We start from the raw sequence: 23,913 nt of genomic DNA on the forward strand, positions 1-23,913 counted from the left end.
CGTGCGCGCTCCTCTCACTGGGCCAGGTGACGGACGTCGGCGGCGGAGCGCCGCTGTCGACGGTTGCGCAGCATCAGCACGCCGACCAGGACGAGCTGACCGACGGTGACGGTGAGGAAGATCAGGGCGTCGACGATCCCGGTGCCGCCGTGGCTCTGCCGCACCAGCCGGGTGGCGGCCATGCCGATGGTGCGCACCGTGGTCGGCAGCACCGCCAGCGCCAGCACACCGAGCGAGACTCCGTACCCGATGAGCAGGAGCCAGGAATACCAGCGGGCCACCGCGCGGTCCCGCGGGTGCAGCCCGGACTCGTCGACCGGGGTACGCCCGACCAGCCGCCGGGCCCGGTTGCCGAGCACCCGACGGGCCGCGCCCTGCAGGTCGTGGCAGCCGAGCACGGTGGTGACCACCCCGTAGAGGTCGGTGCGCAGATAGAAGGCGAACTGCCAGGCGAAGCGGAGCAGGGTCAGGAACGCCAGGGCCAGACAGAAACCGCCCAGCCGCGACGGCGTGCCGTCCGGGCGGAGGGCGGCCGCGGCAACCAGCGTGAGCACCGAGATCAGCAGCAGGTCGGCCAGCATGCCGGCGAGCATCGGCAGGTATCGCTGCCGGCGCGGCACCACGACCAGACCGTCCAGGCTGGTCTCGAAGGTGAGGAAGTGCAGTCGGTGGCTGATCCGGAGGGTGGAGCGCAGCCCCAGCCGGCGCCCGGCCAGGGCGTGGAAGCTCTCGTGCACCAGGATCAGCGGGATCTGCCCGAGGAACACCGTCAAGGCCAGCGCCGTCACGTAGTCCGTGTAGAAGAGGTTGTCGGTCTGCGGGGCCAGCCGGGGCCGGGCCACCATCGCGGCGACCGCGCCGGCGATCAGCAGCGCGTACAGGATCCAGGCCGGCGGGGAGAAGAGCCACCGGCCCAGCCGCTGCCAGCGCAGCGGCGCGACGGTGGTGGCCGGCGGGACGTCACCGACCAGGAAGTCCAGCTCCTCCAGGACGCCCAGGAACTCGGCCAGGTCGACCTGTTCGCCGTAGGTCTCGGCGTACCAGTCGGCGGCCTCGGCCGGTGGCATCCCGTCGGCGATCCGCCGGAGCAGTTCCGCACCGTCGGGCGGGAAGACCCCGAAGGACTCGACATCGGTACGACCCACCACGACGTCGTCCCCGTCGGGCAGGTAGGTCAGCGGATACACGCGCAGCGGCTGGTGCAGCGTGGACGGTACGGTCGTCATGGTGGCCTTCCCCCGGTGGTGGGGCCGGGGCCCGGACCGGTGTGACGGTCCAGGCCCCGGTGTGACGGTCCCGCCGGCTCAGAACGGCCAGCAGAGCGGGTTGTCGTAGAACGTGGCGGCGGTGGTCAGCCGGACGGTGCCCGGCTTGCGCACGACGATCTTCTTCATCTCGTTCCTCCCTCCGGGGGTGTGAGGTCCTACCGCAGAACCTGCCACCCGCCGGTCCACCCGCCGTCCACCGTCGGTGTTTCCGCCGGTCACCGGCGCCGAGGACCACGGCGCCGGGCGGCGCTATGGTGAACCCGCTGGGAAGGGGAGGCCGCCATGACCGGTTCGCTGGACGGGGTGCTCGTCGCCGACTTCAGCCGGGTCCTCGCCGGGCCGTACGCCACCATGCTCCTGGCCGACCTCGGCGCCGACGTGGTCAAGGTCGAACGGCCCGGCGCCGGTGACGACACCCGCGCCTGGGGCCCGCCGTACGACGCCGACGGCACCGCCACCTACCACCTGGCCGTCAACCGCAACAAGCGCTCCGTCGCGCTGGACCTGACCGATCCCGACCACCTGGCCGCCGCCCGCGAACTGGTCCGCCGGGCGGACGTGGTCGTGCAGAACTTCCGCCCCGGCACGATGGAACGCCACGGCCTCGGCCACGCCGACGTCGCCGCCGTCAACCCCCGCGCCGTCTACTGCTCGATCACCGGCTTCGGCGCCGGGCCCGGCGCCGACCTCCCCGGATACGACCTGCTCGTCCAGGCCGTCGGGGGGCTGATGAGCGTCACCGGAGCGCGGCCGGGCGAACCGGTCAAGGCGGGCGTCGCGGTGGTCGACGTGATCACCGGCCTGCACGCCACGGTCGGCATCCTGGCCGCGCTACGCCACCGCGAGGTCACCGGCGTCGGTCAGCACGTCGAGGTCAACCTGCTCTCGTCGCTGCTGTCCGCCCTGGTCAACCAGGCGTCCGGCTATGTCAGCGCCGGCGTGGTGCCGGGCATCCTGGGCAACGCCCACCCCAGCATCGTGCCGTACGAGCTGCTGCCCACCGCCGACCGTCCGCTGGCGGTGGCGGTCGGCACCGACGCCCAGTTCCGCGCCCTGTGCCAGGCGCTCGACCTGCCCGCCGTCGCGACGGATCCGCGCCACGCCACCAACGCCGACCGGGTACGCCACCGCGCCGGGCTGATCGCCGTGTTGTCCGAGCGGACCGCGCGGTGGCCCGCCGACGACCTGGCCGCGACGCTCAGCGGGCTCGGGGTGCCGTGCGGGCCGGTCAACGACCTGGCCGGGGCGTTCCGGCTCGCCACCGACCTGGGGTTGACGCCGGTCGTGGACGTCCCCGGGCCGGACCGGCCGCACCCGGCCCGTCAGGTCGCCAACCCGATCACCCTGTCGGCGACGCCCGCCACCTACCACCGGCCACCACCCCGGCTCGGCGAGCACACCACCGAAGTCCTCACCTGGCTGGGGCGGCAGCCGTCCTGACGCTCAGCGGTAGATGTGGACCGGTACGCCGACCCCGATGATCGACCACAGCCGGTTCATCGCCGGGATGGGCACCCGGACGCAGCCGTGGCTGGCCGGATAGTTCGGGACCGACGTGGCGCCGTGCACCGCGTATCCCCGGTAGAAGTAGTTCGGGCGCCACAGCAGACCCAGGTCGCTCTGCCGCCAGCCGTCGATCCGCCGGAGGATCGTGTAGTTGCCGGTGGGCGTGGGGGTGCTGGACTTGCCACTGGAGGCGTCCAGGATGCGGACCACCGAGCCGCCACGGGCCAGGTACAGCACCTGCGTGGTGAGGTTCGCCTCCACCGAGTAGCCGGTGTGCGAGTACTTCGGCCGGGGGATCACCGGCCGGTCGAGGGCCGCCCAGGTGCGCGGCCCGACGATGCCGTCCCGGGTCAGGCCGTTGACCTTCTGGAAGGCCACGACCGCGTGGAACGTGGACGGCCCGAAGATCCCGTCGGCGGAGCCGACGTCGTAGTGCAGCGTGGCGAGCCGTCGTTGCAGGCCGGTCACCGCGCTGCCGCGCGAACCCTGCCGCAGCACGGGTTGCGCCGTGCTCGACAGGGCGACCTGGACGGCCACGGCCCGGCTGGCCCCGGTGGTGACGCCGGCCGCCGCCGGGGCGGCGGGGACGGCGAGGCCGGTGACGAGGAGCGCCATCCCGAGAGCGGCGCGCGGGCCGACATGGCGGTGCGGGGTGCTGGGTGGTGAGACGGGAACCATGGGGTCCCTCCCTTCCGAACTCCTGTCTCGACGGTAGACCGCACGGCCGCCCCGTGGTGTCCCGCCGGGCCGTCAGGCCACCCGGGGTACGGGCAGGATCGGCATGGCGCGGCGGTGGGTCGTACCCGTGATGTCGCCGGTCTGGTCGACGGCCGGCGCGGCCGGCACCGGCCCGCCGGCGACGGCGGCCCCCGACCCGCCGCCGGCCGGCGCGGCGGGTGTCGCCGGGACCGTCGAGGAGCGGATCTCGGCGAGCAGGGCCGTCAGCCGGTCCAGGTCGTCGACGGGCATCCGGAACGAGCCCCGGCAGAGCGTGCCGCTCCACAGGGACACCACCACCGCGCCGCGGTCCGGGTGGTAGCTGACCCGCATCGTCCGGTCGTCGCCGCGTACGTCGGTGAACAGGTCACCGAAGCTGGGCATCGGTCGCACCTCTCCCATCCACCCAGCATGCCCCGACCCGCCGCGCGGACGCCAGAGGCCGGCACGGGCTGCCGTGCCGGGCGGCGGCCACGGGGGTAGCCTGCACGGCGGGAAACCGGTGCGGCGAGGGGTGGATCAGATGCGGACGACGACGGTGGACGTTCCGGTCGGCGACGGGGTCGCCGACGCGTATCTCGTCCGGCCGGACGGGGACGGGCCGTTCCCGCCGGTGCTGCTCTTCATGGACGCGTTCGGGCTGCGTCCCCGGCTCGCCGAGATGGCAGGGCGGATCGCCGCCGAGGGCTACGTCGTGCTGGTGCCGAACCTGTTCCACCGCTTCGGTCGGGCACCGCTGGTCGACCTGTCCGGGCTGGCCGACGCGGAGCGGCGCGGCGCGCTGTTCGGGCAGCTCAACCCGATGATCGGAGCGCTCACCCCGGACCTGGTCGCCGGGGACACCGCCGCCTACCTGGACTTCCTGGCCGCGCAGCCCGGCGTCGCGGCGGGCCCGGCGGCGATCACCGGCTACTGCATGGGCGGCACGAACGCGCTGCGGGCCATCGAGGCCCACCCGGACCGGATCGCCGCGGTGGCGAGCTTCCACGGCGGCCGGATCGTCACCGACGCGCCGGACAGCCCGCACCTGGCGGTCGGCGCGGTGACCGGTGAGCTGTACTTCGGGCACGCCGACAACGACCAGTCGATGACCGCCGAGCAGATCGCCACCCTGGAGAAGGCGCTCGACGCGGCCGGTGTCACCTACCGCTCCGAGGTCTACACCGGGGCGCACCACGGCTACACGATGGCCGACACGCCGATCTATGACGAGGCGGCCACCGAGCGGCACTGGACCGCCCTGTTCGACCTGCTCGACCGCACCATCGGCCGACTCGCCGCGCGGCGGATGTAACAGGGGACAGCGTCACGACGCTACCGGCGGTAGTCTCCCCGCCGTGGACGTGGTCACGATGATCGCGGCGGAGCGGCGGCAGGTCGCCGACCTGGTCGAGTCGCTGAGCCCGGAGCAGTGGGACACCTCGAGCCTGTGCGGTTCGTGGACGGTGCGGGAGGTGACCGCGCACCTGGTGTCACCGTTCCTGACCCGCCCGCGCGCCGTCCTGCCGATCCTGCTGCGCAGCGGGTTCAGCCTGCACCGCGCCAACGCCCGGCTGGCCCGGACGATCGCCCGGCGGCCGGTGCCGGAGCTGGTCGCCGCGTTGCGCGACAACGCGGAGAACCGCTTCGCGCCACCCGTCGTCGGGCACCTCGGTCAGCTCACCGACCTCCAGGTGCACGGGCAGGACATCCGCCGCCCGCTGGGCCTGCCGCACCAGCTGCACCCGAAACGGCTGCGCACGTCGCTGGACTTCCTGGTCAGCCGCCGCTCGGTGGCCTTCGGCGGCCGGCGGCTGCGCGCCGGGCTGCGCTTCGAGGCCACCGACCAGGACTGGGTGTGGGGGACCGGCCCGGTGGTGCAGGGCACGGCGGAGGCGCTGCTGCTGGCGCTGACCGGTCGTACCGTCGTCCTGCCCGAGCTGCGCGGCGACGGTGTGCCGGTGCTGCGGGACCGGCTCGGGAGCTGAACCGGCCGCGCAGGCCACGAACGGCGAAGTGGCCCGCCACCGGAGCGGGCACCGCTGACTACCGTCGGGACATGAGCCTGGACCCGCACGAACTGCACCGACGGTTCGCCGCCCTGACCACCGCCCACGTCGCCGACGCCTGTCTGCGCGCCGCCGTGCCGGTGCGCTGCGCCCCGGCCGCCGTCCGGCCCGTCCTGCCCGGCGTACGCCTCGCCGGCCGGGTCGCGCCGGCCCGGCACGTGGGCAGCGTCGACATCTTCCTGGAGGCGATCGACCGGGCCGCCCCCGGTGACGTGCTCGTCGTGGACAACGCCGGCCGGGTCGACGAGAGCTGCGTCGGTGACCTGGTCGTCCTGGAGGCGTCCGCCGCCGGGCTGGCCGGGGTGGTGATCTGGGGGCTGCACCGCGACACCGCCGACCTCCGGGCGGTCGGGCTGCCCGTCTTCAGCGCCGGCGCGATCCCCACCGGCCCGCTGCGGCTGGATCCCCGGCCCGCCGGGGCGCTGACGTCGGCGACGGTGGGGGAGTGGCCGGTGGACCGGGACGACGTGGTGCTCGGCGACGACGACGGGGTGCTCTTCGTGCCGGCGGCGCAGGTCGACGAGCTGATCGGGCTGGCCGAGGCCATCCGGGACACCGAACGCCGGCAGGCCGACCGGATCCGGGCCGGGGTGTCGCTGCGGGAGCAGGTGGGCTTCGGGGCGTACCTTGCGCGGCGGGAGCGGGAGCCGGCGCTGACCTTTCGCGAGCACCTGCGCGCGGTGGGCGGGGCGATCGAGGAGTGACGCTCAGCCGACCGCGGTCGCCGAGGGCGGGGCGCTGCCACCCCGGGGCGCCTCCGCCGTCATCAGACGGATGATCTCCGCCTGGTCGGCCGCGGACGGCTGACCCCAGCCGGGCCGGTACCCGTACACCTGGCGCAGCGGGGTGGAGGCGGTCCGGCCGTCGAGGATCTCCACCGCGTCGGCGTCGATCAGGCCGGGGTGTTCCACGCCGCACGCCTCGGCGACCTTGACCAGGTCCCGCCGGAGCGTACGGATGTAGTTGGCGGCCCGCGCGGCCTTGCGGGTCGGGTCGAGGCCGCGGGCCAGCCAGGGGTTCTGGGTGGCGACGCCGGTGGGGCAGGTGTCGGTGTGGCACTTCTGCGCCTGGATGCAGCCGATCGACAGCATCGCCTCCCGACCCACGTTGACCATGTCGCAGCCGAGCGCGAACGCGACGATCGCGTTGTCCGGCAGGCCGAGCTTGCCGGCGCCGATGAAGACGGTCCGCTCGTGCAGGTCCTTCTCGGCGAAGATCCTGTAGACGCGGGAGAAGCCCTGCTGGAACGGGAGCGACACCGAGTCGGTGAAGATCAGCGGCGCGGCGCCGGTGCCGCCCTCGCCACCGTCGACGTTCACGAAGTCCACGCCGCGTCCGGTGTCCCGCATCAGGGTGGTCAGCTCGTCCCAGAAGTCGAGGTCGCCGATGGCGGACTTGATGCCGACCGGCAGCCCGGTCTCGGCGGCGAGCAGTTCCACCCAGTCGAGCAGGCTGTCGCAGTCGGAGAACTCGGCGTGCCGGGACGGGCTGACGCAGTCCTGCCCCTGCGGAATGCCCCGGGTGGCGGCGATCTCCGCCGACACCTTCGCCCCCGGCAGCAGCCCACCGAGGCTCGGCTTCGCGCCCTGACTCAGCTTGATCTCCAACGCCCGCACCGGCGCGCCCGCCACCAGGTCCTTCAGCCGCTCCAGGCTGAACCGGCCGCGCTCGTCCCGACACCCGAAGTACGCGGTGCCGAGCTGGAACACCAGGTCACCGCCGTTGCGGTGGTACGGCGACAGCCCACCCTCACCGGTGTTCTGCAGGCAGCCGGCCAGCGCGGCACCCCGGTTCAGCGCCTCCACCGCCTTGCCCGACAGCGACCCGAAGCTCATGCCCGAGATGTTGACCACCGACCCGGGCCGGAACGCGCGCGCCCGCCCCCTCGGGCCGCCGAGCACCTTCGCGCAGGGCAGCTCCACCTCGTGCCCGGCGGTCGGCGACGACGGCGGCACCGCCCGCCCGAACGTGCGGTGCTTGATGATCGGATAGCCGGGCGTGAACTCGATGTCGTTGTCGGTGCCGAAGCCGAAGTAGTTGTTCTCCTTCTTGGCCGAGGCGTAGATCCAGCGCCGCTGGTCCCGGGTGAACGGCCGCTCCTCGTTGTTGCCGGCCACGATGTACTGCCGCAGCTCCGGACCGATCGCCTCCAGCAGGTAGCGGGCCCGTCCCACGACCGGGAAGTTGCGCAGCAGCGCGTGGTCGCGTTGGAGCAGGTCGCGCGCGGCGAGCGCGGCGACGGCGGCGGAGACGACGGGTACGGCACGGCGGGCCCAGGTCATGCCCGCCACTTTCTCCGCGCGCGTCGCCGGTCAAACCCCGCCGCAGCGCGCGGCGCACGCGGCCAGGGACCGCCGCCGGGCGGGGGTGTGGTGAGGGCGTCGTCGGGCAGGTGCAGGCGGGTGCCGGTGACGGCGGCGTGGCGACGACCGGTTGTCGGTCCGGACCCGTGCGGGTGCCCGGCCGGACACCCGCACGGTTCGGATCAGTACCGGCCGACCTTGAGCCGTTGCTGCTGCGAGACGACCACCGCCGGTGCGGTGGCCGGGGCGGCGGCGCGGGTGGCGGCCGGCGGGGCGCCACCCGGGTACGCGGGCTTGCCCTCCTGATAGAGCCAGGCGTCGAAGAACGCGTCGAGCTGCCGCCCGGAGATCCGCTCGGCCAGCGCGATGAACTCGGCGGTGGAGCCGTTGCCGCCCCGCTGGGTGGCGGCCCAGGCGCGCACGATCCGCCAGAAGGCCGCGTCGCCGACGGTCATCCGCAGGGCGTGCAGGGTCAGCCCGCCCCGGGTGTAGACGGAGCTGCCGAAGAGTTGGTCGACGCCGGGGTCGCCGGGGGGCGGGTTCCAGAATCCGGCGTCCAGCGGCTGCGCGTACAGGTAGTCGAAGGTCTGCTGCGGGGTGCCGTCGCCCAGCCGCTCGCCCCACAGCCACTCCGCGTAGGTGGCGAAGCCCTCGTTGAGCCAGACGTCGCGCCAGTGGTGCACCGCGACGCTGTCCCCGAACCACTGGTGGGCCAGCTCGTGGGCGACCACGTACGTCTCCCACGGGTTCACCCCGGCGGCGAAGAAGTGCCGGGAGTAGATCGGTCGGGTCTGGTTCTCCAGGGCGAAGTGCAGGTTGTCGTAGTCGTCGACGATCGCGCCGTTGGCCTCGAACGGGTACGGCCCGAACTTCGTCGCCAGGAAGTCGGTGACCTCACCGGTGCGGCTCACCGCGTCGTCGGCGAAGTCCGGCGGCAGGTCCGGGTCCATCGCGATGATCATCGGCTTCCCGTGGTGGGTGGTCTCGCTGATCCGGAACCTGCCGATCGTCGCGGTCGCCAGGTAGCTGATCATCGGAGTGGACTGCCGCCAGCGCCAGGTGGACCAGCCGTCGCGGGTGGTGGTGCCGAGGTGGACGCCGTTGCTGATGGCGGCCAGGCCCGCCGGCACGGTGATGGCGATCCGGTAGCTCGCCTTGTCCAGCGGGTGGTCGTTGACCGGGAACCACGCGGTGGCCACCTCGGGCTGGCCGGCGACGACCGCGCCGTCGTCGGTGTGCATCCAGCCGGCCTCCAGGTCGGTGCCGGCGATGGTGAAGGTGGTCGGCACCCCGTGGTAGCGGACGTCCACGGTGAACGGACGGGACGCGTGCAGCTTCCGTCGTGGCGTGACGACCAGCTCGTGGCTGCTGCGCGACCAGTGGGCCCGCCTGCCGTCCACGGTGACCGAGTCGACGGTCAGGCCGACCAGGTCCAGGTTGAAGCGGGACAGGTTCTGCGTGGCCCGGGCCCGGATCACCGCGTGACCGTCGAGGGCGTCGGTGGCCGGGTCGTACCGGATCGCCAGGTCGTAGTCGGCGACGTCGTAGCCGCCGTTGCCGTAGGTCGGGTAGTAGGGGTCGCCGATCCCCGCGGCGCCGGGCCGGAAGTGCCCGCCACCCCCCGGATCCGCCCCGGCGGTCGCGGTGTTCAGCACCGCCATGGTCAGGCCGGCGGCCAGCACCGCCGTCAGTCTCGCGCCCACGTTCCTCATGGCCCCCTCCACGGGTCGACTGTGGTCCCTTCGCACCCTTCCACAGCAGGAGCCGGATCGCATCGAAGTATGCCGTTACGTGACCGTGTCGTCACGCCGTCCGCGGCCGCTCAGTCCGGAAGGCGGGGCATCTCCAGGCCGGGGTCGCGGCCGAGCAGCACCGCCCGGGTCAGCGCGGCCGAGCCGAACCGGTCCCGTACCGCGTCGACCGCGGCGTCCAGTTCCGCGCCGGAATCCCGGTCGAACGGCAGGGTCGGCTGGACGTGCCCGTCGTCGAGGTTGCCGACCGACACCCCGAGCAGCGTGATGCCCCGCCGGTCGATCTCCGGTCGGGCCGTGCCCAGCAGCGCGCGGGCGGACTCCAGCAGGGGACGGGTCTGCGCGGTGGCCTTGGCCAGGGTGTGCGAGCGGGTCGCCCGGGTGTAGTCGGCGAAGCGCAGCCGCAGCACCACCGTGCGGCCGGTCCGGTCGGCGGAGCGCATCCGCCGGGTCACCCGGTCCACCAGCCCGGCGAGGATCGCGTCGAGGTCGTCGGGGGAGTGCGCCTGGCGGCCCAGGGCGTGCTGCGCACCCATCGAGGAGCGGCGGCGCCCCACCTGCACCGGTCGGGGGTCGCGGTTGTCGGCGAGGGCGTGCAGGTGCCGGCCCGCGCCTGCGCCGAGCAGCGACACGAGGGTGGCCTCGCCGAGCCGGGCCACCTGCCCGACGGTCAGGATGCGCCGTTCCCGCAGCTTGGCGGCGGTGACCGGCCCGACGCCCCAGAGCCGTTCCACCGGCAGCGGGTGCAGGAACTCCCGCTCCCGGTCCGGCGCGACGACCAGCAGGCCGTCGGGCTTGGCCACGCCGCTGGCCACCTTCGCGAGGAACTTCGTCCGGGCCACCCCGACGGTGATCGGCAGCCCGACCCGGGCACGGACCTCGCGGCGCAGTCGCGCGGCGATGTCGGCCGGTGGGCCGGAGAGCCGGCGCAGCCCGCCCACGTCGAGGAACGCCTCGTCGATGGAGAGCCCCTCGACCAGCGGGGTGGTGTGCCGGAAGATGTCGAAGACCGCCCGGCTCGCGGCCGTGTACGCGGCCATCCGGGGCGGCACCACGATCGCGTCCGGGCAGAGCCGGCGTGCCTGCCGGCCGCCCATCGCGCTGCGCACGCCGCGCGCCTTCGCCTCGTAGCTGCACGCCAGCACCACGCCACCACCGACGATCACCGGGCGGCCGCGCAGGCGCGGGTCGTCACGCTGCTCGACCGACGCGTAGAACGCGTCCAGGTCGGCGTGCAGGATGGTGGCCTCGCCCGACACGGGACACATCATCGCACAGATGTTCGAACCAGGTGCGCTGACCTGCCCGTACGCGAGCCCCGAGCCGACCGTTCCTCCGGCCGGCCCGGGGCGTCGGGACTACTGCTCCAGCGTCGGATAGTCGATGTAACCGCGCGGGCCCGGGGTGTAGAAGGTGCTCGGGTCCGGCTCGTTCAGCGGCGCGTTGATCTCCCAGCGGCGGGGCAGGTCCGGGTTGGCCAGGAAGTTCCGGCCGACCGCCACCAGGTCGCCCAGACCGGCGTCCAGGATGCGCTCCGCGTCCGGCCGGGTGGTCACCGAGCCGAAGCCGTCGTTGGCGATGAACGGACCGCCGAACCGTCGCCGCAGGTCCACGACGAGGGGGCTCGCCGGGTCGGCCAGCGCGTGCAGGTAGGCCAGCCCGAGGGGGGCGATCGCGTCGATCAGCGCGCCGTACGTGGCGGCGACGTCGGCCGCGTCCTCCTCCAGCACGCCCTGGATGTTGTGGGCGGGCGAGATCCGGATGCCGACCCGGTCGGCGCCGATGGCCTCCGCGACCGCACGGGTCACCTCGATCACCAGTCGGGCGCGGGCCTCCGGCGAGCCGCCGTACCCGTCGGTGCGGGTGTTGCTCGACGGCGCCAGGAACTGGTGCAGCAGGTAGCCGTTGGCGGCGTGCAGCTCGACGCCGTCCAGGCCGGCCTCGACGGCGTTCCGCGCGGCCTGCACGAACTCGCCGACGATCCCCGGCAGCTCCGCGCCGGTCAGCTCCCGCGGCACCGGGTACGGCTTCATGCCGTCCCGGGTGAAGATCTCGCCCGGCGCGGCGATGGCGCTGGGCGCCACGGACTCCAGCCCGTCCTTGTTGTCGGGGTGGCCGATCCGGCCCGCGTGCATCAGCTGCATGAAGATCTTTCCGCCGCCCGCGTGCACCGCGTCGGCAACCGCCCGCCAGCCCTCGACCTGCTCGGCGGAGTGGATGCCCGGCGTGTTCGCGTAACCCTGGCCCACGGCGCTCGGCTGGGTGCCCTCGCTGATGATCAGGCCGGCCGAGGCGCGCTGGCCGTAGTAGGTCGCCGAGATGTCCTGCGGCACCTGACCCTCACCGGCCCGGTTGCGCGTCAGGGGGGCCATGACGATCCGGTTGGTCAGTTCCAGCTTGCCCACCGTGAACGGGCTGAACAGGGCTGTCATCGTGTCTCCGCTTCGTCGGTCGAACGGACGTCGTGAATACGAGCGGCGTCCCGGATTTGATCAACTCGACGGGGTGCCCGCGGATTCCCCGGCGGAGCCCGGCCGTGATGTACGTCTCGGCGACGGTCCCGCCGACCCACCTGTCCGCGCCTTTGCGCGGTGTCGGGTAGCTGACACCGGGAAGCGGGAGCGACGTTGATCGTTCTCCACCTGCCGTCCGTTGAGCAATCTGGTGGCCGTGGACGCGACCACCGCGAACGGAGGAACGGCATGCTCAGCACCTCTCACTCCCGGGTCCGCACGATCGCGGCCATCGGCACGGCCGGTGTCCTGGCGGGGATCGGCGCGGTGGCCGGTCAGGCGTCCGCCGCCGAGGTTTCCGCCCCGGCCGTCGCGGCAGCCGACGTCCGCCAGGTCGACGTCCCGCGGATCGACCCGGCGATCCGACCGCCGGCCGGGTCCCGCCCGGTCGGCGCGTACCTCGTCGTTCGCGGCACGCAGACCTACACCTGTGCCGGCGGCGTGTTCACCGGCCCGTCCGTGCCGGAGGCCCAGCTCATCGGCACCGGCGGCCGGATCCGTCACTTCAAGGGCCCGAGCTGGCAGTCCGCGCGCGACGGCTCGCTGATCACGGCGAAGAAGACCGCGGAGAGCCCGCGTCCGGGGGCGATCCCCGAGCTGCTGCTGACGGTGGACACCCACAGCGGCACCGGCATGCTCGGCAACGTCGCGTACATCAACCGCCTGTTGACCTCGGGTGGTGTCGCCCCCTCCGGGTCCTGCACCGACGGCGCGACGACGGCCGTGCCCTACGGCGCGGTCTACGTCTTCTGGACCGGTCAGAGCTGATCGGTGCGGCGCTGTCGAGGTCCCGGCATCGGCGGCGAGCGGGTCGAGATCGACGGTGACGGGGAAGCTCGGAGGCGACGGCCGGGAAGCGCCCGGGCCGCTTTCCCGGGCGTCAGACGCCGCGGGTGCGCGGTCGGCCGCCGGAGCGGCGTGACAGCGAGCTGGGCGCGTTGACGTCCGCCTCGTCGCTCACGCTGACCCCGAGCCGCTCGACCAGCTCACCGCCGAGCCAGCCGGTGGCCCCGGCGAGCAGGATGCCGGCGAAGCTGCAGATCAGCGCGAGGGCGTTCGGGTCCCAGTTGTCGGCGGCGCGGCGCAGCAGCCAGCTCACCGCGAACAGCAGCAGGACCACCACGTTGCCGAGGCCGTGGGCCGCGCCGACCCGCTTGGCGCGGGTGCCGGTGGGGATGGCGCTGTAGTCGATCAGCCCGAACACCGCCGCGACCAGGCCGCCGACGATGCCGGCGCCGATCGTGTACGCGGCCGAGATCTGGAACCCCGTCCGGTCGGTGACCAGATAGAGGATGTCGAAGATCACCGAGGTGGCGAGCAGCCCCAACGGGAAGACGATCAGGATGGGATGGATCCCGTGGCCCATCGCCTTGGCGCGACTCTCCATGGCAAGCTCTCCTGTCTCTCCCCAGGCGTCGCCGGGTTCCCCGTCACGTCCGGGCTACACCTCACCCGGCCGGCCACCGGTCAGCCTCGTCGCCACCGGACGAGCAGCTCGACGGTGAGCGCGATGGCCACCGCCTCGACCGCCAGCAGGGTCAGCAGGATCAGCAGCTGGGTGGCGCCGGCCTGGACCGGCCCGGCCCCGCCGAGCAGCACACCCACGAACGCCCCGGGCAGGGTGACCAGCCCGACGGTGCGCGTCTGGTCCAGCGCCGGGATCAGCGCCTGACCGGCGGCCGGCCGGCAGATCTCCATCGCCGCGTCCCGGGGCAGGAGCCCCAGCGCGAGGCCCGCCTCGTACTCGCCGTGCCGGGCGCGCAACTCGTCGAGGGTCCGCCGGCCGGCCAGGCTCGTCGCGGTCATCGCCCCGCCGATCAGGATGCCCGCCGTCGGCAGCACCACCAGCGGCGTCACGGGCAACGCCCGGCCCACCAGGAGTACGCCGAGGGCGGGCGCCACCCCGGCCGCGATCGCCAGCGCGGTGACCGGCACCGGGCAGCCCGCGCCGACCCGCCGCCGGGCGGTGACGGTGGCGACGGCGTACATGAGCAGGATGAACGCGCCGCTGCTCCACCAGGCGCGCAGCACGGCCACGATGACCAGCGACACGACGCCGAGCTGGACGGTGGCCCGGACGGCGGCGCCGAGGATCGCCCGGGCCCGGCCCAGGCCGCTGAGCCGCAGCACGGCGGCCCCGGCCAGGGTGAGCCCGGAGAGGGTGGCGACGAGCGCCGGTCCGATCGGGACGGCCGGCGCGCTCATCGGAGGCGGTGGCGGGTCAACTCGACGACTGGCTGATGTTGACCATCCAGCGGATGCCGAAGCGGTCGACGCAGTCGCCGTACTCGTCGCCCCACATCTGCTTCTCCAGCTGCACCGAGACGGTGCCGGAGTCGCTGAGCCGCTGCCACTGGCGGCGCAGGGTGTCGGCGTCGTCGCCGTTGAGGATCAGCGAGATGCTGCTGCCCGGCGTGTGGGTCATGCCGGGCGGGGTGTCCGCCGCCATCAGGACGTAGCCGTCGTCGGTGTGCAGCAGGCCGTGCATGATCTGGTCGGCCAACGCCGGGTCGGCGTTGCCGAACTCGGCGAAGGTGGTCAGGGTCAGCGTCCCGCCGAACACCTCACGGTAGAACTCCAGCGCCTCGCGCGCGTCGCCGGTGAAGCTCAGGTACGGGTTGAGCCGTGCTTCCATGTCGCCTCCTCGATCGTGACCTGCGCATCGTCGCAGAGCGACGGGAGCCGGCCAACGAGGCGCGACGGGCGGGTCGCGACCGGGTGCGGTGGGGGTGGCGCCGTTGACACCCCCACCGCCCTCCCCGCCGGTACGCCGTCAGTCCTGTCGGAACGACTGGCGCACCACACCACCCACCAGAGCACACCAGGTGGTGGTGCTGACCTTGCCGTTGGCGGGCAGACCGTGCAGCTCCTGCAGGTCCTGCACCGCCTTCTTGGTGACGTGGTCGTACTCGCCGGTGACGGCGACGTCGGCGTACCCCTTGGAGTTGAGCATGAACTGCACCGCGCTGACCGGGATGCCGGTGGCGTCCTTCTCCAGCTCGGGGGCGAGCGTCTCCCAGGTCGGCGCGGTGAGGGTGGCGTCGACGTCGACCGGGATGTTGTTGCGGGCCTGCCAGTCCTGCACGGCCGCCACGGTGGCGGCGTCGAAGACGCCGGTGACCGGGACGGTGTAGCCGCGGAAGGTCAGCAGGTACTGCGCGACGCGGACGACGGGGCCACCGACGAAGCGCCAGATGTCCGGCCAGCGGCGGGCGGGCACGTCGGCCAGGTCGGTGCCGAGCTTCGCGAAGACCCGGCGGCGCAGGGTCGGGAACTCGCGGTAGAACATCGCGCCCGGGCACTGCGTCTGCCGGAAGTCCCAGTGGCCGAAGATTTCGTGCGCGTGCAGGCCGTACTGCTGGCAGACGGTGGTGCAGAGCCTGACCAGTGAGTCGAGCAGTTCCTGCGGCGGGGTCTCGGTGACGTAGGTGCCCTCGTTCTCGATGCCGATGGCCCGGCCGTTCTCGCCGGGGCAGTGGGCCGAGATCATCTGCCGGTCGCCGGCCTGGAGCCGGTCCAGGCTGCCGTGCCGGCCCTCCAGGACGTGGCCGCCGCGGCTGACCGTGAAGTGCTGCCCGGTGTCGGACCAGTGGTTGACGTCCAGGTGCAGGTTCTGGCAGTCGCGGGCGAGCTGCTTGGCGTGCTCCTCGGAGTAGTCGGTGCTGTTCGGGAACGCCATGTGGTGCACGATGATCTTGTTGGTGGCGATCGCGCTGATCGACAGCGGGTCCGCCGGCGGGCGGGCGCCCCACTCGTCGCAGCTGATGATCCAGTCCAGGTTCGCGCCCGGTGCCGCCTGCGCGGCGGCGGGGAGGGCGAGTTCGCTCCCGACGACCGCGACCGCCGCGGCACCGAGTCCGGCCCGCAGCAGGGTACGACGGTCCAGCTCGGGGTGGTCGAAGTGCATGGCATCTCCTCTGTGGCCGGCGAGGCCGGGGGGATGAAAAGTAGCTCCAACAAAGGCGCGCGATGTGGAGGATATTGCCAACAGCGGCCGCGGCGCTAGAGGCAAGGTGCGATCCGCATCGATGGGCGTGTCGCGCCCGGCGGCGGACCACCCGCCGACCGATATGACTCAGCGGCATGAAAATGCCGCTGAGTCATATCGCTCCTGGGCACCTCCGGGTCTCCCGGCGACGGCCCCGACCGACGCGGCGGACGAGAGGCCCGATGTCGCTGGGTGGGACGGCCGGCGGTCCGGGCCGGGGCCTGTGGCACCCTTGACCAGTGCAGGAACCCTCCGTGACCGGCCTCGTCGTGGTCGTCGTCGTACTCGCGCTGGCGAGCGCGTTCGGCTGGTGGCGCCGGCACCGGGACGGTCGGCTCCGGCCCGTCGCCACCTTGCCCGTCGCCACTCGACCCGACGAGTCGGCCGGCGCGACCCTCCCGGCGGCCCTCACCGACCTCGGCGTACGGGCCGGAACGGTCACGCTCGTGCAGTTCTCCTCCCCGGTCTGCGCCCCGTGCCGCGCCACCCGACGGGTGCTCGACGAGGTCCGCGCGGCCGTCGACGGCGTACACCTGGTCGAGGTCGGCGTCGACGAGCACCTCGACCTCGCGCGGGAGTTGGACATCTGGCGTACCCCGACGGTGCTGGTGGTGGACCCGGCCGGGCGGATCGCGCAGCGCGCCGCCGGCGTGCCCGCGAAGGACGACCTGGTGGCGGCCGTGACGCCGTTGCTGGCCGGGGCGCGACGGTGACGGCGGTGGCGCTGACCCGGCGACGGGTGGTCGACCACGGGCGGCTGGCGGCGAGCCTCTGTGCGCCGACCCGCCCCGCCTGAACCCGCCCCTCCCGCCCGAACGGAACCCCGCATGCTGCTCGACCCTCGCGGGCCGCGGTTCGCCGCCGCCCTCACCACCGTCGTCCTCGCCGTCGCGCTGGTCACCGGCTCCGGCTGGCTCGTGCTCGCCCAGGCCGCCGTCTTCGCGATCACCGCCGCCAACCCGCGCCTCGGCCCGTACGGCCTGCTCTTCCGCCTCCTGGTGGCACCCCGGCTGCGGCCCCCGGCCGAGCTGGAACCGGTCGCGCCGGTCCGGTTCGCCCAGCTCGTCGGCCTGGTCTTCGCCACCACCGGGGCCGTCGGCTACCTGACCGGCGTGTCCGCGCTCGGGCTCGGCGCCACCGCCGCGGCGCTCGCCGCCGCCTTCCTCAACGCCGCCTTCGACGTCTGCCTCGGCTGCGAGGGCTACCTGGCGTTCCGGCGGCTCACCGGCCGTCCCGTCGCCGCCCGGGTGCCCGCCCCCACCGCCTGACCGCGCACCCCACCTCGTCCGCTCCGCCGCCGGGAGCACCCCGTCGACGGATCACCGGCCGGTGCGGGAATCCGTACCCTGGCTCCGGTGACGGCGGAGAGCGGCACGCGCGACGAACGGCCCCGGCTCCACCGGCGGCACCTGCTCGTCGCCGCCGGTGGCCTCGCGGTGGCCGGTGTCGGCGTCCCCGTGGCGCTCGCCGCCACCGCCGACCCGCCACCGCCGACGCCGGTGCGGGGTCGCCGCCCGATCAGCATGGCCATGCACCTGCACGCCTCGTTCAGCGAGGGCACCGCCAGCTTCGCCGCCCACCTCGACCAGGCGCAGCGGCACGGCGTCGACGTGATCTGGTGGACCGACCACGACTTCCGCGTCGCCGCCCACGACCACCGCCGCGCGGTCCACTTCGACGGCGCACAGGAGCCGGAGGGCGGGCTCGCCTGGACCTGGACGGCGTCCACCGAGGGCCGACTCACCGCGTCGGCCGCCGACTTCGTCGACACGCCGCACGCCACCGACGACCCCGGGAAGGCGCTGCGGCTGGCCGCGGCCGGCGACGGCATCCTCTGGTACGCCGGCAAGGCGTGGAACTGGACGCACACCGGCAACATCTCCGACACCACCCTCCACCTCGACGTACTGCCCGAGGAGTCCGGGCCGGACGCCACCCTGATCGTCGAGATCGCGCTGTCCCACCACCCGGCCCGTGCCGGTCGACCCGCCGGCCAGCACGTCCTGCGCTACCGCCTCGGCGCGGCCCGCACCGCCGGCCACCGGACCGACGGCCTGCGCGGCACGATCGACCTGCCCGCGCCGACAGGGCAGTGGCGTCGGCACACCCTGCCGCTGCTGGCGGACGTCCGGCGGCTCTGGCCCGACCTGGTCGCCGGGGACAACTCGCTGTGCGGGCTGCGCCTCGGGGTCGACGTACGCGGGTCGACGCGGGGCAGCTTCGTCGTGGACCGGCTGGTCTTCGAGCGGGCCCGCCGCGCCGGCCAGGCCGGCGAGGACCTCCGCGCCGAGGTGCTGCGCGGGTACGCCGGCCGGTTCCCCGGGGTCACCCACCATCGGGCGTACGAGGTGTCCATGGTGCGGCACCTCAACTGGTTCGGCGGGGACCAGACCCTGCCGGCGTTCCCGTCCCCGCCGTACCGGGACAACGACGTGGGCCGCACCGAGCGGATGATCGAGTTCCTGCACGCGCACGGCGGGGTGGTCTGCTGGAACCACCCGCTCGACGTGGAGAACCGGGAGTCCCTGGCCCGGCTGATGGTGCAGCGGAACAACCTCGGCGCCGACCTGATCGAGATCGGTCGCGCGCCCGTCGACAACTACCTCTGGGCGTACGACGTGGCCGCCCGCAACGCCGTCTTCGCCACCGCCGTCGGGGTCACCGACGACCACGACGGCACCGACTGGCGGGGCCGCGCCGACCGGCACCTCACGTACGTCTGGGCTCCCTCCACCGGCCGCGACGACCTGGTCGCGGCGCTGCGCGCCGGGCAGGCCTGGTTCACCGACCTGGCCCGCTGGCGCGGCGCCCTCGACATCCAGGTCGACGGGCGGAGCGCGATGGGTGCCGTCCTGCTCACCCCGGCCGCCGAGGTGACGCTCCGCCTGCACGCCACCGACCTGCCCGACGGCGCGTCCCTGACCGTGGTCACCGGCACCGTCGACCTGGCCGGTGACGCCGACCTCACGCCGGCCACCACGACCACCCGGCTCACGCCCCGCCAACTCCGGCAGGGCTGGTACGACCTGCGCCTCCCGCCCGGCCCCGGCGCGTACGTCCGCACCGAAATCCGGTCGGCGGACGGCGAGATCCTCGCAGCGGGCAACCCGACGTGGCTGCTGCGCTCCGCACCCCCACGCGGCATCCCACCCGCCCGCCGTTTCTGACCCGGCTCGTCCCTGTTCGTGGTGCCGGACGACGCCGTGCCTCCTGGCCCGGGACTACCGATGCGGTCGGATCTGGTCCGGCGTCAGCGCCAGGCTGGCCAACGTGCGCCCGTCGCCGTCCGTGAACTCCACCTCGTAGGCGTCCCGGGGTTTCGTGAAGACATGCACGATCGTCCCGACGGAGCCGGCAGCCAGCCCCTCATCCGGTAGCTCACGGGTCAGTTCGACCACGTCGAAGAGGTCCATTCGACTGTCCTCACGGAAACGAGATGGTGGCGAGACGGGGTGTGGAGGATCCGACGTCAAGTATCCAGGCGGTGCGGACGACGATGGTCCCGCCCGGCCCTGTCAGGGGCACGTCGACCGCCCATCGCTGGCCGTACTCGTCGGCCCTGCCCATGATCGGGCTTCCCTCGCGTACGCCGTCCCGGATCTGCTGCTCGATGAGAGCGGCGTCGCCAATGTCGAGACCGGTCGCCGATCTGATGACCCGATACTTGTCCCTGCCGCGCGGATGGTCGGGATTCATGGCATAGGCAGTGATCTTCCGAGGGTCGATCTCGGGATCGGTGAAGTCGGGGGAGTTCGGGCTGGCCGGGGCGGGCGGGCGTTCGGGTTCGTGGTGGGTTGGCGTCTTCTCGCCGCCGTGGCGGCTCAGGCGATTCAGGAGTTGCTTGAGCTTGTCGATGAGGTCGCCGAGGTGGTGCAGCTTGGGGAGGAGGCGGCGCAGGCTCGCCAGCAGCGCCCACAGCCACTGCGCGATCTTCGCCGCCCACGCCGCCACCGTCGTGGTGACCTGTTCGACCACCAGGGGAGTGGCGAACCCGAGCGTGGCGGCCTCTTCGGCCGCGTACACGACAAGGCGGGAGACGCAGGTGGCGATGGCGTCGCGGACCATCAGCCGGACGGCGGCGATGAGCATGCCGGCGGCCTCGGTGATCAGCGCCATGGTGTCGGCGGCCTCGCCGAGCCCGGCGATGGCCTGCTGCTGCTCGTCGACCCAGGTGCGGTAGGCGCGGCCCGCGCCGCCGTCCCAGCCCGCCACGTCCATCCGGACGGCGCGGCCCAGGCTCTCCGCCTCGTCGCGCAGTGAGCTGGCGACGTTGCGCCAGGTCTGCGCGTGGGCGCCGATCTGCGCCGGGTCGCCGGCCAGCCAGTCCAGGGCCTCGGTGAGCGGCCGGACGTGCTCGATGATCCAGGCGACGCCGTACTGGAGGAGGGAGCCGAGCGGGTCGGAGACCAGCGCGAGGCCGTCCAGGGTCGCGCCGACCACGCCGAGGGTGCCGTCGATCCAGCTGTGGTCGCGGACGCCCGCGCCGATGGCCTGGATGTCCTCCACGATCCAGACCCCGGCCCACGGGTTCGTCGGCCCGTCGGCGGGGGCGGCGACCAGCGGGTTGGTCGTCACGACCGCTGCCGGACCCGGTCGAGCGCCGCCTGCGACCGGGCGTCGGTCGCCCGGTAGCGGTCGGCGGCGGTCCGGAGCCGGTCGGCGGCGTCGCCCACCGCGCCGGCGGCCGCGCCGACACCGTCGAGCAGGATCCGCTGCACCTGGCCCAGCAGCACCGGCACCGTGGTGCAGAGCTGACCGTACGCGTCGGCGTCGAGTCGGGTCGTCGCGCCGGCCTGCCGGGCCAGGGTCACCGCGTCGGCGATCCGGTCGAGGTGACCGGCGTGCGCGACGAGTTCCGCCGGGACGACCTCGATGCGGTCAGCGGGCGGCACCGTCACCACCGAGCCGCCGGGCGTACGACTCGACGACGGCCGTGGCCGCCGGGTCGTCCGGACCCAGGGTCTCCCGGGTCGCCGCGGTGACCTGGCGGAGCAGGTCGGCATACGCGGCGCGGGTGGTCGCGAGCACCTGCTCGGCCGTCCGCGCCGCCGAGGCCGCCCGGATCCGTTCGTCCAGCCGCAGGCCGACCAGTTTCCCGGCCGCGTCCACGGTCGCCTCGACGGTGCGGTCGGGGCTGGTGGCGGTGCCGGTCAGCCCGGTCAGCCGCTCGGCCAGCAGGGCGCTGCGGGCGGCCCGCTCGGCCAGCGACGACTCCCAGTCGTCGACGCGACGGCGTGCCGCCGCCAGGCCCGCGTCGTCCGTCCACATGTCGACCCTCCTCAAGGGACCCCGTGTCGGCCCGCGACACGTTACCAACCGCACCCGACGCGTCGCTGCCCGTACGCGGCGAGTGATTCGTTGCACTGTGCAAGGAATTCTTCGGCGGAGCGGTTTCCCGCCCGGCGACCCGGGTAGCGACCTTCACGGCGGCGCAGTCGGCACCGAGGAGGCACCCATGGCACGACCGCACATCGTCATCGTCGGCGCGGGCTTCGCCGGGTTCCACGCCGCGCGACGGCTGTCCCGGACCGCCCGGGGCCGCGCCGACATCACTCTGGTCAACCCCACCGACTACTTCCTCTATCTGCCGCTGCTGCCCGAGGTGGCCGGTGGCGTCCTCGACCCCCGGCACGTCGCGGTGCCGCTGGCCGGCGCGCTGCCCGGCGTCCGGCTGGTCCTCGGCGAGGTGACCGACCTCGACGTCGACGGCCGCCGGATCGGCTACGACGACCCGACCGGCGGGCACGACACGCTCCGCTACGACCGGCTGGTGCTCGCCGCCGGCAGCGTCAACAAGCTGCTGCCGATCCCCGGGGTCACCGACCACGCCCACGGCTTCCGTGGCATCCCCGAGGCGCTGCACCTGCGCGACCACCTGATCCGGCAGCTCGAACTCGCCGACGCCGCCGACGACCCGGCCGAGCGGGCCGCCCGCTGCACCTTCGTGGTGGTCGGCGCCGGCTACACCGGCACCGAGGTCGCCGCCCAGGGGCAGCTCTTCACCCGCGAGCTGGCCCGGCGGCACCCCCGGCTCGCCGACGTGCCGATCCGGTGGCTGCTGCTCGACACCGCCGACCACGTGCTGCCCGGCATGCAGGCCCGGCTCTCCGCCACCGCCGAGCGGGTGCTGCGCGACCGAAACGTCGAGGTGAACCTGGGGGTGTCGGTGCGGGAGGCGACCGCCACCGGCGTCGAGCTCACCGACGGGCGCAGCGTGCCGACCCGCTCGCTGATCTGGTGTGTCGGCGTGCGGCCCGACCCGCTGGCCGAGGCGACCGGCCTGCCGTTGGAGCACGGCCGGCTGGTGGTCGACGCATACCTGGCCGTCCCCGGCCACCCCGAGATCCTGGCCTGCGGCGACGCCGCCGCCGTGCCCGACCCGCAGCATCCGGGCCGGGCCACGCCGATGACCGCACAGCACGCCGTACGCCAGGGCAGGCTCGCCGCCGACAACATCGCCGCCGGGTACGGCAGCGGCCGGCGCCGCCCCTACCGGCACCGTGACCTCGGCTTCGTGGTCGACCTCGGTGGCTGGCAGGCGGCCGCCGCGCCGCTGCACGTGCCGCTCGCCGGCCCCCTCGCCCGGGCGGTGACCCGCGGCTACCACCTGGTGGCGCTGCCCGGCGGGCGGGCCCGGGTGGCCGCCGACTGGCTGCTCACCGCGTTCGGCTCCCGTCCCGCGGTCGGGCTGGGCCTGGTGCCCGACGCGGCCGTCCCCCTGGAGACGGCCTCCCCGGAGACCGTCCACCACTGACCGAGGAGAAGTGATGCGTGCCCTGACCGTCATCCCGCAGCAGGCGGACACCGCCGCCCTCACCGACCTGCCCGACCCGGTCCCCGGCGACGGGGAGCTGCTGGTCGAGGGGATCGCCCTGGGCATCTGCGGCACCGACAAGGAGATCGTCGAGGGTCGGTACGGCTGGGCCCCGCCCGGTCACGACCGGCTGGTGCTCGGCCACGAGTCGCTGGGCCGGGTCCGTCAGGCTCCGGCCAGGGCCGACTTCGCCGAGGGGGACCTGGTCGTCGGGGTGGTCCGCCGCCCCGACCCGGAGCCCTGCGGCGCCTGCGCCCGCGGCGAGTTCGACATGTGCCGCAACGGCCGGTACACCGAGCGCGGCATCAAGGAACGCGACGGCTACGGCAGCGAACTCTGGACCGTCGAGACCGACTACGCGGTGAAGCTCGACCGCCGGCTGGAGCGGGTCGGCGTGCTGATGGAGCCGACCACGGTGGTGGCGAAGGCGTGGGAGCAGGTCGACCGGGTCGGCGCCCGCTCCTGGTACGCGCCGCGGACCGCGCTGGTCACCGGCGCCGGACCGATCGGCCTGCTCGCCGCCCTGCTGGGCGTCCAGCGCGGCCTCGACGTGCACGTGCTCGACCTGGCCACCGACGGTCCGAAGCCGGCGGCGGTGGCCGCGCTCGGCGGCACGTACCACAGCGAGCCCGTCGCCGACGTCGCCGCGAAGCTCCAGCCGGACGTGGTCATCGAGGCCACCGGGGTCGGTCAGGTCGTCTTCGACGCGATGGCCGGCACCGCCGCGTACGGGATCGTCTGCCTCACCGGGGTCTCCTCCGGCGGCCGGAAGATCGCGGTCGACGCCGGCGCGACCAACCGCGACCTGGTCCTGGAGAACGACGTGGTGATCGGCTCGGTCAACGCCAACCTGCGGCACTACGCCGCCGCCGCGGACGCCCTCGCCGCGGCGGACCTGGAGTGGCTGGAGCGGCTGGTGACCCGCCGGGTGCCGCTGAGCCGCCACGCGGAGGCGCTCACCCCGCGACCGGATGACATCAAGGTCGTTCTCACCCTCGACTGAGG

25 protein-coding genes are annotated in these 23,913 nt (G+C 73.8%); 10 read left to right on the forward strand and 15 right to left on the reverse strand.

Translation table 11 applies throughout. The annotated features are described in order from the left end of the window. Positions 1 to 14 precede the first annotated feature (14 nt). Positions 15 to 1,226, reverse strand: coding sequence for a hypothetical protein (locus ABUL08_RS07695; RefSeq protein WP_350935899.1), 1,212 nt, complete (start codon positions 1,224 to 1,226; stop codon positions 15 to 17). Between the two features lie 324 nt (positions 1,227 to 1,550). On the opposite strand from ABUL08_RS07695, the gene ABUL08_RS07700 reads away from it, so the two are divergent. Next, entirely contained in the window at positions 1,551 to 2,708 is a 1,158-nt protein-coding gene (locus tag ABUL08_RS07700; RefSeq protein ID WP_350935902.1) for a CaiB/BaiF CoA transferase family protein, read from the forward strand. A 3-nt stretch (positions 2,709 to 2,711) separates the two neighbouring features. Here ABUL08_RS07700 and ABUL08_RS07705 read toward each other — a convergent pair whose 3' ends face one another. Both ABUL08_RS07705 and ABUL08_RS07710 read right to left on the reverse strand, forming a co-directional pair. Beyond that, positions 2,712 to 3,452 carry a L,D-transpeptidase family protein gene (locus ABUL08_RS07705; protein WP_350935904.1) on the reverse strand — a complete coding sequence of 247 codons (741 nt, stop codon included), beginning with the start codon at positions 3,450 to 3,452 and terminating at the stop codon, positions 2,712 to 2,714. A 72-nt stretch (positions 3,453 to 3,524) separates the two neighbouring features. Beyond that, positions 3,525 to 3,875: a hypothetical protein gene (locus tag ABUL08_RS07710; RefSeq protein WP_350935906.1), complete on the reverse strand. Its 351-nt coding sequence runs from the start codon at positions 3,873 to 3,875 to the stop codon at positions 3,525 to 3,527. 139 nt (positions 3,876 to 4,014) lie between these two features. Between ABUL08_RS07710 and ABUL08_RS07715 the strand changes: the two genes are divergently transcribed. The 3 genes from ABUL08_RS07715 to ABUL08_RS07725 all read left to right on the forward strand — a co-directional run bounded on the left by ABUL08_RS07715 (position 4,015) and on the right by ABUL08_RS07725 (position 6,243). Continuing rightward, entirely contained in the window at positions 4,015 to 4,785 is a 771-nt protein-coding gene (locus ABUL08_RS07715) for a dienelactone hydrolase family protein (RefSeq protein ID WP_350935908.1), read from the forward strand. Between the two features lie 43 nt (positions 4,786 to 4,828). Next, the gene (locus tag ABUL08_RS07720; protein WP_350935911.1) at positions 4,829 to 5,458 is read left to right on the forward strand and encodes a maleylpyruvate isomerase family mycothiol-dependent enzyme; all 630 of its coding nucleotides are present in this window, start codon (positions 4,829 to 4,831) and stop codon (positions 5,456 to 5,458) included. Positions 5,459 to 5,529: 71 nt separating this feature from the next. Further along, entirely contained in the window at positions 5,530 to 6,243 is a 714-nt protein-coding gene (locus tag ABUL08_RS07725) for an RraA family protein (protein WP_350935912.1), read from the forward strand. Between the two features lie 3 nt (positions 6,244 to 6,246). On the opposite strand, the gene ABUL08_RS07730 is transcribed toward ABUL08_RS07725, so the two are convergent. The 4 genes from ABUL08_RS07730 to ABUL08_RS07745 form a co-directional block, all read right to left on the reverse strand. Continuing rightward, positions 6,247 to 7,821: an FMN-binding glutamate synthase family protein gene (locus tag ABUL08_RS07730; RefSeq protein ID WP_350935914.1), complete on the reverse strand. Its 1,575-nt coding sequence runs from the start codon at positions 7,819 to 7,821 to the stop codon at positions 6,247 to 6,249. 203 nt (positions 7,822 to 8,024) lie between these two features. Then, positions 8,025 to 9,554 (reverse strand): M1 family metallopeptidase, encoded by a 1,530-nt coding sequence (locus tag ABUL08_RS07735; protein ID WP_350935915.1) that lies wholly within the window; start codon positions 9,552 to 9,554, stop codon positions 8,025 to 8,027. 110 nt (positions 9,555 to 9,664) lie between these two features. After that, positions 9,665 to 10,852 (reverse strand): DNA polymerase IV, encoded by a 1,188-nt coding sequence (gene dinB / locus ABUL08_RS07740; RefSeq protein WP_350938545.1) that lies wholly within the window; start codon positions 10,850 to 10,852, stop codon positions 9,665 to 9,667. Positions 10,853 to 10,951: 99 nt separating this feature from the next. Next, entirely contained in the window at positions 10,952 to 12,025 is a 1,074-nt protein-coding gene (locus ABUL08_RS07745) for an alkene reductase (RefSeq protein WP_350935918.1), read from the reverse strand. Between the two features lie 270 nt (positions 12,026 to 12,295). Here ABUL08_RS07745 and ABUL08_RS07750 point away from each other — a divergent pair, with 270 nt between their 5' ends. Beyond that, positions 12,296 to 12,874, forward strand: coding sequence for a DUF3455 domain-containing protein (locus tag ABUL08_RS07750; protein WP_350935920.1), 579 nt, complete (start codon positions 12,296 to 12,298; stop codon positions 12,872 to 12,874). 112 nt (positions 12,875 to 12,986) lie between these two features. Here the strand turns inward: ABUL08_RS07750 and ABUL08_RS07755 are convergent, their stop codons facing one another. The 4 genes from ABUL08_RS07755 to ABUL08_RS07770 form a co-directional block, all read right to left on the reverse strand. After that, the gene (locus tag ABUL08_RS07755) at positions 12,987 to 13,493 is read right to left on the reverse strand and encodes a DUF2231 domain-containing protein (RefSeq protein WP_350935922.1); all 507 of its coding nucleotides are present in this window, start codon (positions 13,491 to 13,493) and stop codon (positions 12,987 to 12,989) included. 80 nt (positions 13,494 to 13,573) lie between these two features. Then, a complete protein-coding gene (locus ABUL08_RS07760; RefSeq protein ID WP_350935925.1) occupies positions 13,574 to 14,311 on the reverse strand; it encodes an ABC transporter permease in 738 nt (245 codons plus the stop codon). A 16-nt stretch (positions 14,312 to 14,327) separates the two neighbouring features. Next, on the reverse strand, positions 14,328 to 14,741 hold the full coding sequence (locus ABUL08_RS07765) for a VOC family protein (protein WP_350935927.1): 414 nt from the start codon (positions 14,739 to 14,741) through the stop codon (positions 14,328 to 14,330). A gap of 138 nt (positions 14,742 to 14,879) precedes the next feature. Next, complete coding sequence (locus ABUL08_RS07770) at positions 14,880 to 16,013, reverse strand: peptidoglycan recognition protein family protein (RefSeq protein WP_350935928.1); 1,134 nt, start codon at positions 16,011 to 16,013, stop codon at positions 14,880 to 14,882. 320 nt (positions 16,014 to 16,333) lie between these two features. Here ABUL08_RS07770 and ABUL08_RS07775 point away from each other — a divergent pair, with 320 nt between their 5' ends. The 3 genes from ABUL08_RS07775 to ABUL08_RS07785 all read left to right on the forward strand — a co-directional run bounded on the left by ABUL08_RS07775 (position 16,334) and on the right by ABUL08_RS07785 (position 19,261). After that, positions 16,334 to 16,807, forward strand: a complete 474-nt coding sequence (locus tag ABUL08_RS07775; protein WP_350935930.1) for a TlpA family protein disulfide reductase — start codon at positions 16,334 to 16,336, stop codon at positions 16,805 to 16,807. A gap of 114 nt (positions 16,808 to 16,921) precedes the next feature. Further along, positions 16,922 to 17,362: a DUF4395 domain-containing protein gene (locus tag ABUL08_RS07780; RefSeq protein ID WP_350935933.1), complete on the forward strand. Its 441-nt coding sequence runs from the start codon at positions 16,922 to 16,924 to the stop codon at positions 17,360 to 17,362. Between the two features lie 87 nt (positions 17,363 to 17,449). After that, on the forward strand, positions 17,450 to 19,261 hold the full coding sequence (locus tag ABUL08_RS07785) for a hypothetical protein (RefSeq protein WP_350935935.1): 1,812 nt from the start codon (positions 17,450 to 17,452) through the stop codon (positions 19,259 to 19,261). A gap of 54 nt (positions 19,262 to 19,315) precedes the next feature. Here the strand turns inward: ABUL08_RS07785 and ABUL08_RS07790 are convergent, their stop codons facing one another. From ABUL08_RS07790 to ABUL08_RS07805, 4 genes are read right to left on the reverse strand one after another with little or no spacing between them, the layout of a single operon-like run. Beyond that, positions 19,316 to 19,507, reverse strand: a complete 192-nt coding sequence (locus ABUL08_RS07790) for a DUF4926 domain-containing protein (protein WP_350935938.1) — start codon at positions 19,505 to 19,507, stop codon at positions 19,316 to 19,318. A 10-nt stretch (positions 19,508 to 19,517) separates the two neighbouring features. Then, positions 19,518 to 20,669, reverse strand: coding sequence for a WXG100 family type VII secretion target (locus ABUL08_RS07795; protein WP_350935940.1), 1,152 nt, complete (start codon positions 20,667 to 20,669; stop codon positions 19,518 to 19,520). Beyond that, entirely contained in the window at positions 20,666 to 20,986 is a 321-nt protein-coding gene (locus tag ABUL08_RS07800) for a type VII secretion target (RefSeq protein ID WP_350935941.1), read from the reverse strand. Before ABUL08_RS07800 ends, ABUL08_RS07795 begins: the two co-directional genes overlap by 4 nt. Next, positions 20,973 to 21,362: a YbaB/EbfC family nucleoid-associated protein gene (locus tag ABUL08_RS07805; protein WP_350935943.1), complete on the reverse strand. Its 390-nt coding sequence runs from the start codon at positions 21,360 to 21,362 to the stop codon at positions 20,973 to 20,975. The genes ABUL08_RS07800 and ABUL08_RS07805 overlap by 14 nt, the downstream gene beginning before the upstream one ends. 187 nt (positions 21,363 to 21,549) lie before the next feature. On the opposite strand from ABUL08_RS07805, the gene ABUL08_RS07810 reads away from it, so the two are divergent. Together ABUL08_RS07810 and ABUL08_RS07815 are read left to right on the forward strand one after the other, a co-directional pair. After that, on the forward strand, positions 21,550 to 22,848 hold the full coding sequence (locus ABUL08_RS07810; RefSeq protein WP_350935945.1) for an NAD(P)/FAD-dependent oxidoreductase: 1,299 nt from the start codon (positions 21,550 to 21,552) through the stop codon (positions 22,846 to 22,848). 13 nt (positions 22,849 to 22,861) lie between these two features. Beyond that, positions 22,862 to 23,911, forward strand: a complete 1,050-nt coding sequence (locus ABUL08_RS07815; protein WP_350935946.1) for a glucose 1-dehydrogenase — start codon at positions 22,862 to 22,864, stop codon at positions 23,909 to 23,911. Positions 23,912 to 23,913: the final 2 nt, after the last annotated feature.

Source organism: Micromonospora sp. CCTCC AA 2012012 (genome assembly GCF_040499845.1).
Taxonomy (GTDB): domain Bacteria; phylum Actinomycetota; class Actinomycetes; order Mycobacteriales; family Micromonosporaceae; genus Micromonospora; species Micromonospora mangrovi.

What these genes read in the sequence shown, in the direction of transcription:
- ABUL08_RS07695 (WP_350935899.1), bottom strand. Translation starts at nt 1,226, where the DNA reads ATGACGACCGTACCGTCCACGCTGCACCAGCCGCTGCGCGTGTATCCG.
- ABUL08_RS07780 (WP_350935933.1), top strand. Translation starts at nt 16,922, where the DNA reads ATGCTGCTCGACCCTCGCGGGCCGCGGTTCGCCGCCGCCCTCACCACC.
- ABUL08_RS07790 (WP_350935938.1), bottom strand. Translation starts at nt 19,507, where the DNA reads ATGGACCTCTTCGACGTGGTCGAACTGACCCGTGAGCTACCGGATGAG.
- ABUL08_RS07805 (WP_350935943.1), bottom strand. Translation starts at nt 21,362, where the DNA reads ATGTGGACGGACGACGCGGGCCTGGCGGCGGCACGCCGTCGCGTCGAC.
- ABUL08_RS07770 (WP_350935928.1), bottom strand. Translation starts at nt 16,013, where the DNA reads ATGCACTTCGACCACCCCGAGCTGGACCGTCGTACCCTGCTGCGGGCC.
- ABUL08_RS07750 (WP_350935920.1), top strand. Translation starts at nt 12,296, where the DNA reads ATGCTCAGCACCTCTCACTCCCGGGTCCGCACGATCGCGGCCATCGGC.
- ABUL08_RS07725 (WP_350935912.1), top strand. Translation starts at nt 5,530, where the DNA reads ATGAGCCTGGACCCGCACGAACTGCACCGACGGTTCGCCGCCCTGACC.
- ABUL08_RS07760 (WP_350935925.1), bottom strand. Translation starts at nt 14,311, where the DNA reads ATGAGCGCGCCGGCCGTCCCGATCGGACCGGCGCTCGTCGCCACCCTC.
- ABUL08_RS07710 (WP_350935906.1), bottom strand. Translation starts at nt 3,875, where the DNA reads ATGCCCAGCTTCGGTGACCTGTTCACCGACGTACGCGGCGACGACCGG.
- ABUL08_RS07715 (WP_350935908.1), top strand. Translation starts at nt 4,015, where the DNA reads ATGCGGACGACGACGGTGGACGTTCCGGTCGGCGACGGGGTCGCCGAC.
- ABUL08_RS07700 (WP_350935902.1), top strand. Translation starts at nt 1,551, where the DNA reads ATGACCGGTTCGCTGGACGGGGTGCTCGTCGCCGACTTCAGCCGGGTC.
- ABUL08_RS07705 (WP_350935904.1), bottom strand. Translation starts at nt 3,452, where the DNA reads ATGGTTCCCGTCTCACCACCCAGCACCCCGCACCGCCATGTCGGCCCG.
- ABUL08_RS07765 (WP_350935927.1), bottom strand. Translation starts at nt 14,741, where the DNA reads ATGGAAGCACGGCTCAACCCGTACCTGAGCTTCACCGGCGACGCGCGC.
- ABUL08_RS07745 (WP_350935918.1), bottom strand. Translation starts at nt 12,025, where the DNA reads ATGACAGCCCTGTTCAGCCCGTTCACGGTGGGCAAGCTGGAACTGACC.
- ABUL08_RS07815 (WP_350935946.1), top strand. Translation starts at nt 22,862, where the DNA reads ATGCGTGCCCTGACCGTCATCCCGCAGCAGGCGGACACCGCCGCCCTC.
- ABUL08_RS07810 (WP_350935945.1), top strand. Translation starts at nt 21,550, where the DNA reads ATGGCACGACCGCACATCGTCATCGTCGGCGCGGGCTTCGCCGGGTTC.
- ABUL08_RS07735 (WP_350935915.1), bottom strand. Translation starts at nt 9,554, where the DNA reads ATGAGGAACGTGGGCGCGAGACTGACGGCGGTGCTGGCCGCCGGCCTG.
- ABUL08_RS07755 (WP_350935922.1), bottom strand. Translation starts at nt 13,493, where the DNA reads ATGGAGAGTCGCGCCAAGGCGATGGGCCACGGGATCCATCCCATCCTG.
- ABUL08_RS07730 (WP_350935914.1), bottom strand. Translation starts at nt 7,821, where the DNA reads ATGACCTGGGCCCGCCGTGCCGTACCCGTCGTCTCCGCCGCCGTCGCC.